The organism is Phreatobacter aquiterrae, assembly GCF_053471285.1.
Map to the genome: position 1 here is coordinate 24658 of NZ_JBJPHW010000003.1, position 12900 is coordinate 37557.

Annotated in this window: 12 protein-coding genes; 7 read left to right on the forward strand and 5 right to left on the reverse strand. The window is 68.5% G+C overall.

The genetic code is table 11. The features are described from left to right. The first annotated feature begins 12 nt into the window (after positions 1-12). Positions 13-858, forward strand: a complete 846-nt coding sequence (locus ACJ4V0_RS05140; protein WP_448298495.1) for a Bax inhibitor-1/YccA family protein — start codon at positions 13-15, stop codon at positions 856-858. 178 nt (positions 859-1036) lie between these two features. Further along, on the forward strand, positions 1037-1894 hold the full coding sequence (locus tag ACJ4V0_RS05145) for a hypothetical protein (protein ID WP_448298496.1): 858 nt from the start codon (positions 1037-1039) through the stop codon (positions 1892-1894). Between the two features lie 12 nt (positions 1895-1906). On the opposite strand, the gene prmC is transcribed toward ACJ4V0_RS05145, so the two are convergent. From prmC to ACJ4V0_RS05165, 4 genes are all read right to left on the reverse strand, one after another. Continuing rightward, positions 1907-2764 (reverse strand): peptide chain release factor N(5)-glutamine methyltransferase, encoded by an 858-nt coding sequence (gene prmC, locus ACJ4V0_RS05150; RefSeq protein ID WP_448298497.1) that lies wholly within the window; start codon positions 2762-2764, stop codon positions 1907-1909. Next, positions 2761-3837 carry a peptide chain release factor 1 gene (prfA, locus tag ACJ4V0_RS05155; RefSeq protein WP_448298498.1) on the reverse strand — a complete coding sequence of 359 codons (1077 nt, stop codon included), beginning with the start codon at positions 3835-3837 and terminating at the stop codon, positions 2761-2763. Before prfA ends, prmC begins: the two co-directional genes overlap by 4 nt. Beyond that, positions 3837-6101: a phosphoenolpyruvate--protein phosphotransferase gene (gene ptsP, locus ACJ4V0_RS05160; RefSeq protein WP_448298499.1), complete on the reverse strand. Its 2265-nt coding sequence runs from the start codon at positions 6099-6101 to the stop codon at positions 3837-3839. The genes prfA and ptsP overlap by 1 nt, the downstream gene beginning before the upstream one ends. A 174-nt stretch (positions 6102-6275) precedes the next feature. Continuing rightward, positions 6276-7514, reverse strand: coding sequence for an aspartate kinase (locus ACJ4V0_RS05165; RefSeq protein ID WP_448298500.1), 1239 nt, complete (start codon positions 7512-7514; stop codon positions 6276-6278). Between the two features lie 122 nt (positions 7515-7636). On the opposite strand from ACJ4V0_RS05165, the gene ubiG reads away from it, so the two are divergent. From ubiG to ACJ4V0_RS05180, 3 genes are all read left to right on the forward strand, one after another. After that, complete coding sequence (gene ubiG, locus ACJ4V0_RS05170; RefSeq protein WP_448298501.1) at positions 7637-8392, forward strand: bifunctional 2-polyprenyl-6-hydroxyphenol methylase/3-demethylubiquinol 3-O-methyltransferase UbiG; 756 nt, start codon at positions 7637-7639, stop codon at positions 8390-8392. A 565-nt stretch (positions 8393-8957) separates the two neighbouring features. After that, the gene (locus ACJ4V0_RS05175) at positions 8958-9173 is read left to right on the forward strand and encodes a cold-shock protein (protein WP_108178899.1); all 216 of its coding nucleotides are present in this window, start codon (positions 8958-8960) and stop codon (positions 9171-9173) included. A gap of 144 nt (positions 9174-9317) precedes the next feature. Further along, a complete protein-coding gene (locus ACJ4V0_RS05180) occupies positions 9318-10556 on the forward strand; it encodes a ubiquinone biosynthesis hydroxylase (RefSeq protein ID WP_448298929.1) in 1239 nt (412 codons plus the stop codon). A 4-nt stretch (positions 10557-10560) separates the two neighbouring features. Here ACJ4V0_RS05180 and ACJ4V0_RS05185 read toward each other — a convergent pair whose 3' ends face one another. After that, entirely contained in the window at positions 10561-11091 is a 531-nt protein-coding gene (locus tag ACJ4V0_RS05185; RefSeq protein ID WP_448298502.1) for a gamma-glutamylcyclotransferase, read from the reverse strand. Positions 11092-11178: 87 nt separating this feature from the next. On the opposite strand from ACJ4V0_RS05185, the gene ACJ4V0_RS05190 reads away from it, so the two are divergent. Beyond that, entirely contained in the window at positions 11179-12168 is a 990-nt protein-coding gene (locus tag ACJ4V0_RS05190; RefSeq protein WP_448298503.1) for a DUF2125 domain-containing protein, read from the forward strand. A gap of 10 nt (positions 12169-12178) precedes the next feature. Continuing rightward, the gene (locus ACJ4V0_RS05195; RefSeq protein ID WP_448298504.1) at positions 12179-12874 is read left to right on the forward strand and encodes a GntR family transcriptional regulator; all 696 of its coding nucleotides are present in this window, start codon (positions 12179-12181) and stop codon (positions 12872-12874) included. Positions 12875-12900: the final 26 nt, after the last annotated feature.

A 12900-nucleotide genomic window follows, 5' to 3' on the forward strand; every position in this document is an offset into this window, starting at 1 on the left:
AGAGGTTCTTCCATGTCTCATTACGATCCGAACGCCCAGACCTACGGCGGCTATGGCTATGGCCAGCCGACCGCGGTCCCGCAGGCGCAGATCGACCAGGGGCTGCGCTCCTACATGGTCGGTGTCTACAATTACATGATGATCGGCCTCGCCATCACCGGCATGGCGGCACTCGGCATCTACATGCTCTCGGTCACCGGCGACGCCAACCTTGCCGCCCGCACGGCGCGCGGCGCCATGCGCGTGGCCGGCAATCAGTATCTGACGCCCTTCGGCGCCTTCCTGTTCGCGAGCTGGTTCAAGTTCGTCGTCATCCTCGCCCCGCTCGGCGTGGTGATGCTGCTGTCGTTCCGTGCCGACCGGCTGAGCGCGCCCGCGGCCCAGATCACCTTCTGGATCTATGCGGCTCTCGTCGGCGTGTCGATGACGACCATCCTGCTCGTCTATGCCCACACCTCGGTCGCCCGGGTGTTCTTCATCACGGCCGCCTCGTTCGGCGCGCTGTCGCTGTGGGGCTACACGACCAAGCGTGACCTCTCCGGCATGGGCACCTTCCTGATGATGGGCCTGTTCGGCCTGATCATCGCCATGCTGGTCAACATCGGCATCGCCGCCTTCACCGGCACGCCGTCCACCATGCTGCAGTGGATCATCTCGGTCGTCGGCGTCCTCGTGTTCGCGGGCCTCACCGCCTACGACACGCAGAACATCAAGAACGAGTACATCTACAGCCTGGCCTATGCGAATGACGGATCGCTGGTGCAGAAGGCCGCCATCTTCGGCGCCCTGCAGCTCTACATCGACTTCGTCGGCATGTTTCAGTTCCTGATGGCCCTGCTCGGCCAGCGCGAAGAGTAATCTCTGCCCGATCGGGCATCCGGCGTCCCCGCCATCCCAGAGCCCCCGGCCTCGCGGCCGGGGGTTTTTGTTTGTGCAACGGCAACAGGGGAAACAGCGCCTCCTCGCCGGCGACATGGTGCCGAGGCCGGAATGGGCGATGGAGATGCGCCACCGTCCCGGAGCCCAGAGGTTCTCCATGCCCGCCCGCCGCAGCCTTACCCTTGCAGGCGCTCTCGTCCTTGCCGCCACCGGTCTTGCAGGAGGGCGCGAGCTCGGCAGCGCCCCGAACCTGCGCATCCTCGGCTTCTCGCCGGACGGTCGCTATTTCGGCTTCGAGCAGGACGGCGGCGACGGCGTCAACGAGAAGGGCGCCTTCGCCGTCGATGTCGCCGACGCCGCGACCGGCCGCTCCGCCCCTGGCTTCCCACGCGGGGTCTCACAGGTCGCCTGGGACAGCGAGGCGCAGGATCCGCGCCGCGCCGCCATGCGCGGCTTCCGCTTCAAGGAGGACGACGATACAACCGCCTCGACCGAAGCCGTCCGCCGCTGGACGCGCGGCGTGACGCGACGGCCGCTTCAGGCCCTGCGGCTGACGGACCCCGGCCGCCGGCTCGGCGGCTTCGCCCTGACCGACATCTCCGAGGTTGCCGGCCCGGTGCGGGTGATGGCGGAGCCCGACATCATTGGCACCCATCCCGGCACGTCGATCAAATACACGGTGACCGCGCAGATGCCGGTTCCGGAGGATACCGATCTTGCCTGCCGCGACCGGGCGACCAGCGAGAGCCACACGCTGACCATCACCCTGAAGCCGGACATCCCCTCCTGGGACCCGGAAGCAGCGACCCGCACACCCAACGCCTTCCGCGAGCAGAATGTCGCGCTGCCCTTCATCCTGCCGCCGAAGACCTGCTTCCAGGCGGCGCGCGTCACGGATGTCTACCGCAATGAGAGCGGCCGCAGCATCGCGGTGGTGGTGGCTGTCACGTTCGACGTCGGCTTCACCGACTCGGCCGAATATCACGCGACCGTCTTTGCGCTCGGCCGGGACTGACCGGCGCGACCATCAGTCGGGCCTGAACACCAGCGCGCGCGGAATGGCCGAGAGGTCTGACCGTAGCCCGACCAGCCGGAAGCCGTTCACCGCGGCGATCCCCGCCACGTCCGGCGTCTGGCCGATGCCGATCTCGACGAGGGCATGTCCGCCCGGCGCCAGCAGGCGCCCGGCATCGGCGAAGATGGCGCGATAGGCATCGAGCCCGTCGACGCCGCCATCGAGGGCGAGACGGGGATCGTGCAACGCCACCTCCGGTTCCAGACGGTCACAGTCGGCCGAGGGGATGTAGGGCGGGTTGGAGACGATGAGGTCGAACGGCCCGTCGAGCCCTTCGGTCCAGCGCCCCCGGCTGAACGCAGCGCGGTCCCCCAGACCCAGCGCGCCCGCATTCGCCCGCGCGGCGGCAAGCGCGTCCTCCGACAGGTCGACGCCAAGGCCCGTTGCCGCCGGACGCTCGCTGAGGATCGCGAGCAGGATCGTCCCCGGCCCGACACCGAGATCGAGCACCCGCGCCGGAGCGTCGACTGGCAGAAGCGCCAGCGCCGCCTCGACGATGGCCTCGGTGTCGTCGCGGGGGATCAGGCAGGCCGGGTTCAAGGCGAGATCGAGGCCGTGGAACGCGCCTTGACCGGCGATCCGGGCGAGCGGCTCGTGAGCGATCCGGCGCGCGAGAAGGCGGTCGAACTGGCCTGCCTGCTCGGCATCAAGGCAGCCACCCGACGCGGCGACCGGCAGGGCGACATCGATCCCCGAGGCGAGCTTCAACAGCAGGCGCGCTTCCAGCGCGGCATCGTCCACACCAGCTGCCACGAGGCGTCCCGCAGCCAGCCGTCGCGCTTCCGCGAACGGCGTCCCGGCGGCGATCACGACACGCCCTCGAGGGCGAGCAGGCTGGCCTGATGATCGGCGATCAGGGCATCGAGGATCTCGCCCAGCGCCGTGCCGGCCATGATCTCGGGCAGCTTGTAGAGCGTCAGTTCGATGCGATGGTCGGTGACGCGCCCTTGCGGGAAATTGTAGGTGCGGATGCGCTCGGAGCGGTCGCCGGAGCCGACCTGCAGCTTGCGATCCTCGGCGCGATTGGCGGCGAGGCGCCGGCGCTCCTCGTCGAAGATGCGCGAGCGCAGGATGGCCATGGCGCGGGCACGGTTCTTGTGCTGGGAGCGCTCGTCCTGCACCAGCACGACGGTGTTGGTCGGGATATGAGTGATGCGGACCGCCGATTCCGTCTTGTTGACGTGCTGGCCGCCGGCACCCTGTGCGCGCATGACGTCGATCCTGAGGTCGTCGTCATGGATCGCGACGTCGACCTCCTCGGCCTCCGGCAGCACCGCGACGGTCGCGGCCGAGGTGTGGATGCGCCCGCCCGATTCCGTCGCCGGAACGCGCTGCACGCGGTGAACGCCGCTCTCGAACTTCAGCTTCGCGTAGGCGCCGACGCCGCGGATCTCCGCGACGACCTCCTTGAAGCCGCCGACCGTGCCCTCGCTCGCCGAGATCAATTCTGTCGTCCAGCCCTGCAGCGCCGCGTAGCGCTCGTACATGCGGAAGAGATCGCCGGCGAAGAGGGAGGCCTCGTCGCCGCCGGTGCCAGCGCGGATCTCCAGAATGGCGTTCTTGGCGTCGGCGGCATCCTTCGGCAGCAGTGCGAGGCGCAGCTCATGCTCCAGCCGGGCGATCTTCTCCTCGAGCAGCGGCTTCTCGTCATGGGCGAGAGCCGCCATCTCCCGATCCGTCGCGGGGTCGGCGATGAGCTGTTCGAGGTCGGCAAGCTCGGCCTGCGCCGCGCGATAGGCAGTAATCGCCTCCACCACCGGCGACAGCTCCGAGAACTCCCGCGACAGGGTGACGTAACGCTCGCCCTCCACGCCCGCGGAGAGCTCGGCCTCGACGAGATCGCGGCGGACGACGAGAGCCTCGAGCTTGGCGACCGGCAGCATCAGAGGCTCACGCCCTCGGCTTCGGCGAAATCGCGCAGGCGCTGGCGGATGGAGGACCCCTGCCGCGGCTGGTCGATCAGGTCGTCGAGCAGGGCGGAGAAGCGGCCGAGATCGAGGTCGAGCAGCATCGACTTCACCGGTCCCATCGCCGCGGGCGACAGCGACAGCGAGCGATAGCCGAGCCCGGCGAGCGCCATGGCCTCCAGCGGGCGGGAGGCGAGTTCGCCGCAGAGCGTCACCAGCTTGCCATGCTCGTGGCCCTTGCGCGCCAGGGTGCGCAGCGCCCTGAGAATCGGCGGCGACATGACCTCGAAGCGGTTGGCGACACGGTTGTTGCCGCGGTCCACGGCGAACATGAACTGCACGAGATCGTTGGAGCCGACCGACAGGAAGTCAACCCGCGGCAGCAGTTCGTCGAGCTGGAACAGCAAGGCCGGCACCTCGACCATCACGCCGATCTGGACCCGTTCGGGCATGCGGTGGTCGTGACGGCGCAGATGGGTCAACTCGCGCTCGACGATGGCCTTGGCGGCGTCGAACTCCTCGACCGCCGCCACCATCGGGAACATGATGCGCACCTCGCGCCCGGCGCCGGCCCGCAGCATGGCGCGCACCTGGCTGCGCAGCAGGCCCGGCCGGTCAAGGCCCAGGCGGATGGCCCGCCAGCCCATGGCCGGGTTCTCCTCCTGGATGACCTCCATGTAGGGGAGGACCTTGTCGCCGCCGATGTCCAGGGTGCGGAAGGTGACGGGGCGATTGCCGGCCGCGTCCAGGACCTTGCGGTAGAGGTCGAGCTGTTCGGCGGTGCGCGGCAGCGCATTCGCCACCATGAACTGCAGTTCCGTGCGGAAGAGGCCGATGCCGTTGGCGCCGGTCTCCTCGAGAAAGGGCAGGTCGACCATCAGGCCGGCGTTCAGGTTCAGCTTGATCTCGACGCCGTCCTTCGTCACCGTCGGCAGGTGACGGATGGCGGCATATTGCGCCTGCCGCCGGGCACGGAAGCGCACCTTCTCGGCATAGGCGCTCTCGACGTCGCTGGTCGGCCTGAGATGCACCTCGCCGGTGGCGCCGTCGATGATGATGGCATCGCCCGGATCGGCGAGGCTGGTGATGTTTTCCGCCTGCCCGACCGTCGGAATGCCGAGCGCGCGCGCAACGATGGCGACGTGGCTGGTCGCCCCGCCCTCCTCCAGCACGAGGCCGCGCAGGCGCGTGCGGTCGTAGTCGAGCAGCGCCGCCGGGCCCATGTGGCGGGCGACGACGATGGCGTTCTCGGGGAGCTCCATGCGGACCTCGCCCTTCTCGCCGGTCAGCTGGCGCATCAGCCGGTTGGCGAGATCGTCGAGATCGTGCATGCGCTCGCGCAGATAGGGGTCGGTCTGGCGCATCATGCGCGCACGGTTGTCGGACTGGACGCGCTCGACCGCTGCTTCCGCGGTGATGCCGGTGCCGATCGCCTCCTTGAGGCGGCGCACGAAGCCGCGGTCGTGGGCGAACATCCGGTAGGCCTCCAGGATGTCCTTGTGCTCGCCACCGCGCGCCACGTCCTCGTCGTCGAGCATGTGGTCGATCTCGGCGCGCAGCGCCTCGATCGCCGCTTCGATGCGCACCAGTTCGCGGTTCGGGTCGTCGGCGATCAGCTTGGTGACCTGGATGCGCGGCTCGTGCAGCACCACGTGGCCGAGGCCGACGCCTTCGGCGAGACCCTCTCCGGGAAGATGCAGCGGCCGGCGCGCCGCGGGTTCCTGGCCGGGAGGGGCGAGCGCCGAGAGCTCGCCCGAGGCGATCATCTCGGCGAGCACCATCGAGGTCGTCTGCAGCGCCTCGACCTCGTCCTCCTCGTACCTGCGGTGCGCGCGGTTCTGCACGACGAGGACGCCGAGCGTGTTGCCGCCGCGCAGGATCGGGACGCCGAGGAAGGAGTGGAAGATCTCCTCACCCGTCTCCGGCTTGAACGAGAACGAGGGATGTTCCTGGGCGTCCGACAGGTTCAGCGACTCGGCCGTCTGGGCGACCTTGCCGACGAGGCCCTCGCCGGCGCGCATGACCGTGTGGTGGACCGCCTCACGGTTGAGGCCCTGCGTCGCATACAGCTCGAGCGTGCTATCGACGCGCAGGACATAGACCGAGCACACCTCGGCCACCATGTTGGCCGCGATCAGCACGACGATCTTGTCGAGGCGTTCCTGCGCCGAGATCTGTTCCGCCATCACCTCGCGGAGGCGGCGGAGCAGAAGACGCGGTCCGCCGAATGCGGGACGCATCGGCATTGTCACGATCTGGGCGGTCTGCCCACTGTTGTGCATACGGAGCGGCGAGCCTTGCGCCGCCCGACCACCATTAAGGGGGGCGTTGCGGTTTGCAAAGCCGGTTGCGGGCAACCTTGAGCCGGCTGACCCATGGGAAGGCGCAGCGGTCCGGGAAGTCCTCTTGTGGCCTCAGCCGGCCTTGTCGAGCCCGTAGAGCGTGTGAAGCGTCCGTGCAGCAAGCTCGGTGTAGGCGGCGTCGATCAGCACGGAGAACTTGATCTCCGAGGTGGTGATGGCGCGGATGTTGATGCCCTTGTCAGCCAGCGCCCTGAAGGCCCTGGCGGCGACGCCCGCATGCGAGCGCATGCCGACGCCGATGCAGGACACCTTGACCACGTCCGAGGCGGTCTCGATCGCCTTGAAGCCGATGGCGTCCCTGGCATCCATCAGGACGTGGCGGGCGCGCTCGAGGTCGGCGCCGGGGCACGTGAACGTGATGTCCGTGGTGGCGCCGTCGGACGACACGTTCTGGACGATCATGTCGACGTTGATGTTGGCCTCGGCGAGCGGGCCGAAGATCGCCGCGGCGACGCCCGGCTTGTCGGCGACGGCGCGCACGCTCACCTGGGCCTCGTCCTTCGAGAAGGCGATGCCGGTCACGACCTGCTTTTCCACGATTTCCTCCTCGTCGCAGATGAGCGTGCCGCTCTGCGGATTGTCCGGATCGTCGAAGGAGGATCGGACATAGGTGCGCACGCCATGAATCATCGAAAGCTCGACGGAGCGGACCTGCAGGACCTTGGAGCCCAGCGAGGCCATCTCCAGCATCTCCTCGAAGCCGACCTTGTCGAGGCGGCGGGCCTTCGGAACGATGCGCGGATCGGTGGTGTAGACGCCGTCGACGTCGGTATAGATGTCGCAGCGCTCCGCCCCGATGGCGGCCGCGACCGCCACAGCCGAGGTATCGGAACCGCCGCGGCCGAGGGTCGCGATGCGGTTCGTCTGGCGGGACACGCCCTGGAAGCCGGAGATGACCGCGACCTCGCCGGCCGCGAAGGCGGCGTCGAGATTGGCCGAGGGGATGTCCACGATGCGCGCGACCGAGTAGGCCTCGTCGGTGATGATGGGGATCTGCCAGCCCTGCCAGGAGCGCGCCTTGATGCCCATGGCGCTCAGCACGATGGCGAGGAGGCCGGACGTCACCTGCTCGCCGGAGGCGACCACGGCATCGTATTCGGCGAGGTCGTAGAGTGGCGCCGCATCCTTGCACCAGGCAACGAGCTCGTTGGTCTTGCCCGACATGGCAGAGACGACCACGGCCACCTGATAGCCGGCCGCAACCTCGCGTTTGACGTGACGCGCGACGTTCTTGATGCGGTCGACGTTGGCGACGGAGGTTCCGCCGAACTTCATCACGAGGCGAGGCATGGCTTGAGGCAATCCGGCGCGACAGGCGCCATTGGGTCAAAAAGGCGCGTATGCATAACGGCCGATCGGATGTAAGGCAACGCGCAGTCCATCAGCATTTCGAATGCCAGGGATCGGCAGCCATGAGCCCGACCAGTCCAACCGCCGCGACGACCCTCGACCCCGGCGAAGTCGAGAAATTCTCCCGTCTCGCTGCCGAATGGTGGAACCCGACGGGCAAGATGAGCGTGCTGCACAAGTTCAATCCGGTGCGGCTGTCCTATATCCGCGAGGCTGCCTGCGACCGGTTCGGGCGCGACCGGACGGCGCTCAATGCGCTGACGGGGCTGAAGGTGCTCGATATCGGCTGCGGCGGCGGGCTGCTCTGCGAACCGCTCGCCCGCATGGGCGCCATCGTCACCGGCATCGACCCGGCCCAGACCAATGTCGAGACCGCGAGGCTGCATGCGGCGGAATCCGGCCTCGCGGTCGACTACCGCTGCACGACGGCGGAGGATCTCGCCGCCGCCAGAGAGCGCTTCGACATCGTCCTCGCCATGGAGGTCGTGGAGCACGTCGCCGATGTCGCACTCTTCGTCGACGCCTGCGCCGCGCTGGTGAAGCCCGGCGGGCTCCTGTTCATGGCCACGATCAACCGCACGCTGAAGAGCTACGCCCTGGCCATCGTCGGCGCGGAATATGTGCTGCGGTGGCTGCCGCGCGGCACCCATGAATGGGACAAGTTCGTCACGCCGGAGGAGCTGGCGGCGGCCATGACCGCTCCGGGGCTGACCGTGACGGACCGCCGCGGCGTGCGCTACGACGTGCTGCGCGACCGCTGGACGGAGACGGGCGATCTCTCCGTCAACTACATGATGACCGCCGCCCGGCCCGCCTGAGCCGCGGCGTCTTTGACACTGGACGGAGGCCCAGCGGGTGATAACGTAGACAGATGCGCCGTGCGGCCGTCCTCATCACCGCCATGGTCACCGCCGCCCTCGAGGCGGCGGCGCAGCCCGCCGACGCGCCGCGTCGCATCCCCTTCACGCCAGGACCTCCGGTCAACCTTCCGCCCTGCACCTGCCGGGCCGAGGGGCGCAGCTGGCTGGTCGGCGACAGCATCTGCCTGAAGACTCCCAATGGCGAGCGACTAGCCATCTGCACAACCGACGAGAACGTGACCACGTGGCGTATATCGCCAGTCCCGTGCGCCACCTCTTCTTTGCCGCTTTGGAGATCAGCCCGATTGACGCAGCGAAACCCTCGCTGATTGTACGAAAGGGGGCTGTGCAGCCCAGAAATTCCGAGTTACGCTTTTCTTGGCTCTCGGATCCGGGCGGCACGGATCTGGCGGCGGTCCGGCCTCGTCTTGGGTCCGGGGCATCGCGGATATTCCTGGTCCGGAGCCCGAGGCAGGTTCGCAATCGTGCGGAACCGGCAGTGCATTCGGAAAGGCTGACCGGCATGTCGATGACGGGGACCGTCAAGTTCTTCAACACGGAAAAAGGCTACGGCTTCATCAAACCCGACGATGGTGGCAAGGACATTTTCGTCCATATCTCGGCTGTCCAGCGTTCGGGACTGGCAAGTCTGGCGGAGGGGCAGAAACTGTCGTTCGAACTGGAGCCCGACAAGCGCGGCAAAGGTCCGAAGGCGGTCAATCTCGCAGTTCGCGGCTGAGCAGCCACAGCCGACGACATTCGGCACGCGGTTCCCGCGTGAACAGTGAATCATGGCTGCTTCGCTGAGCGCCCTCCCCCTGGTGTGATGCCCTGCGGCGAGGTGCCGATTTCATCGGCGCCCGAGATGAGCTAGATCGTGCTCATGAGACAGGACCAGATGTCACCCGATCGCACCGCCCTCCTCATTGCCGGCGGCGGCCTTGCCGGCCTGTCCCTGGCGGTTGCGGTCAAGACCGCACTCGGCTCCGCCTTTTCCGTCACCATCGCCGACCCGGCCATTGCGGCGCCGCCCGCCGACCAGGGCCGCGCCTCCGCCTTCGCGGCCGCCGCGCGCCGCATGTTCGAGACGGTGGGCGTCTGGGACGAGATCGCGCCGGAGGCGCAGCCGATCCTCGACATGATCGTGACCGACAGCCGGACGCTCGACGTCGTCAGGCCGGTCTTTCTCACCTTCGCCGGCGAGGTCTCACCCGGCGAACCCTTCGCCCACATGGCGCCGAACGCCACCGTCACCCGCGCGTTGTGGAACCGGGCGCGGGCCCTGGGCGTGGAGATGAGGCCGACCTCCGTGAACGCCTTCGAGGCTGGCCCGGCATCGACGCACGTCACGCTGGACGACGGCACGGCCATGACGGCCGGACTGCTGGTCGCCTGCGACGGGGGCAAGTCCCGCCTGCGCGAACTCGCCGGCATCCGCACCGTCGGCTGGGACTATGGCCAGTCCGGCGTCGTCTGCACGGTCGGCCACGAATATGACCACGAGGGGCGCGCCGAGGAGCACTTCCTGCCCGCTGGTCCCTTCGCCATCCTGCCGCTGACCGGGCGCCGGTCGTCGATTGTTTGGACCGAGGAAACCGGCCGCGCCGGGCGTCTGTGCCGCTTGCCGGCCGAACTCTTCCTCGACGAACTGGAGACGCGCTTCGGCCATCGCCTCGGCGAGATCACCGTGCTCGACAGGCCCGCCGCCTATCCTCTCGGCCTGAAGGTCGCGCGGGACTTCGTTGCCGACCGCCTCGCCCTGGTTGGCGACGCGGCTCATGTCATTCACCCGATCGCCGGCCAGGGCATCAACATGGGCTTCCGCGACGTGGCGGCGCTGGCCGAGTGCATCGCCGATGCGGCACGCCTCGGCCTCGACCATGGCTCGCCCGACGTTCTGGCGCGCTACCAGCGCTGGCGGCGCTTCGACACGGCGGTGATGGGCATGGCGACCGACGGGCTGAACCGGCTGTTCTCCAACGGCTCGCAGCCGCTTCGCGCCGTCCGCGATTTCGGCCTCGGCCTCGTCGACCGCATGCCGGGCCTCAAGGGCTTCTTCATCCGCCAGGCCGCCGGCATCACCGGCGACGTGCCGAAGCTTCTGCGCGGTGACGCGATCTGACCGTTCAGAGCCGCGATGCGAGCCAGTGCAGGTCGTGGTCGCGGAAGCCGAGGTCCTCGATCGCCTTCACCGTATTGGTCACATAGTCGGGGTTGGCTCCGGAATGGCCATGGCCTTGCCGGACGATGTGCAACTGCTTGTCGAGGGGCAGGCGGCCGGCATATTGCGTATGCCCCCGGTCGACCACATAGGTCAGCGCCCTGACGCGGGGCGCGCCGGGCTGCTCGAGCGTCACGACCCTCTCGACCTCCAGATAGACCGACGTCGCCTGCTCGCGCTCGCGAAGGTAGGCGATGGTCTCTTCCCGCAGCGCCGCCGCCACGCGGAAGGCCATGCCGCGGCATGCGCCTCCACGATCCAGGCCAAGGACGAGACCCGGCCGTTCCGGCGTGCCCCGGTGGACGTGGGAATAGACGCAGAGGGAGCGATGCAGGCCGATGAGCCGCGCCGGAGCCCGTTCGAGAAACTCAAAGCCGGGCCGCCACATGAGCGAGCCATAGCCGAACACCCAAAGATCGCCTGATTGCTGATTCATTCGTGCTGCAGGGGTGAGGGACGACGGGCGCCGGTTCTGCTATAGACCCTGCCCTGCCGGCGCAAGCACCGATACCGGACGGAGTACATGCGACTCAGAACATTCCTGCTTCCTCTCGTCGTCATTGCCGCCGCCATCGGCGGCTGGAGCGCGGTCTGGTCATGGGGCGCCCATCGCGCCGAGGATGCCATCCAGCGCTGGCAGACGGCCGAGGCCGCCAACGGCCGCGTCATCCAGTGCGGGGAGCGCACGCGCGGTGGCTATCCGTTCCGCATGGAGATCACCTGCACGCGGCCGGTGGTGGAACTCAGGGACGAGGCCCGTCCCTATCAGACCTTCCGCTTCGAACGCCTGAAGGTGGTGTCGCAAATCTGGAGCCCCGGCCATGTGATCTCCGAGTGGACCGGGCCGATGTCGGTGGTCACCGAGGGCGACCCGTCAGTGCTGACCGCCACGTGGCGGCTGGCCCAGGCTTCGGCGCAACTGACCATCGGCGGCTATGACAGCTCCAACATCGCCGTCAGCGACCTGGAAGTCGTGCGCGACGGCACGACGCTGGTGAAGGCGGCGCGCGGCGAACTCCACACCCGGCCCAACCGGTCCGATCCGGTGAGTATCGACGTGGTGGCGAGCCTGAAGACCGCCACCTTCGCCCTCGCCGGAACAGAGCCCGTCGATGCCGAGTTGCAGATGGTCGCGCGCAAGATCCTCAGGACCCCCAGCCGTCCGCATATCCTGGCCGTGCGCCAGTGGCAGGCGGCCGGCGGCTCGGTGGATCTGGTGCTGCTGCGCCTCGTGCAGGGCCCGGCGCTGGGCATCGCCAAGGGCACGCTGCGGCTGACCCCCGAGGGCAAGCCCGACGGCGAAATCGAACTCAAGGTCGCCGACGTGCCGGCCGCGCTGCGCGCCACCGGTCTCGGCGCCACGCTCGGACCGCTCGCCTCGGGCGCCATCTCGATGGCGAGCCGCCCCGCCGACGTCGAGGGCCGGCCCGGCCGGGTCCTGAACCTGCGCGCCGCCGACGGCCGGCTGCAGGTGGGGCCGATCAGACTCGGACTGCCGACCATCCTGCCCTGAAACGATCACGATGAGCGTCTCCGCCACATCCGACAGCCCCGCCATGGCCCGCGCCTCCTCCGCCCGGGGCACCCGCTCCGAGCAGTTGCAGACGCGCCTCGCCGAAGCGATCGTCTCGGGGCGCCTCAAGCCGGGATCGCCCCTCGACGAGGCGCAGATCGCCGCTGAATATGCGGTGTCGCGCACGCCCGTGCGCGAGGCGCTGCGGCAGTTGTCCTCGTCCGGCCTCGTCGAAATCAGGCCCCATCGCGGCGCCGTCGTCGCCAAACCCGACCACGACCAGTTGCGCGACATGTTCGCCGTCATGGGCGAGCTGGAGGCGCTGAGCGCCGGGCTCTGCGCCATCAAGATGACCCGCGAGGAACGGGTGGCGCTGGACGAACTTCACCGCTCGATGGCCGCCCTGGTCCGCGTTGGCGATCTCGACGGCTACAGCGCCGCCAATATCGCCTTCCATGTCGCCATCTATCGCGGCTCGCACAATTCCTATCTTGGCGAACTCGCGTCGGCGACGCGGCGGCGGCTCGCTCCCTTCCGCCGCGCCCAGTTCGAAGGGCGGGACCGGCTCGCCCGGTCGCATCGGGAGCACGACGCCGTGGTCGAGGCGATCCAGCGGGCGGAAGCCGCGAAGGCCGCGGCGGCGATGCGGGATCATATTGGGCTTGCCGCCCGCGCCTGGGATGAGCTCGTCCTGGCCAGCGACTGAGCGCAGCGCGTCTCATCGCCTATTTT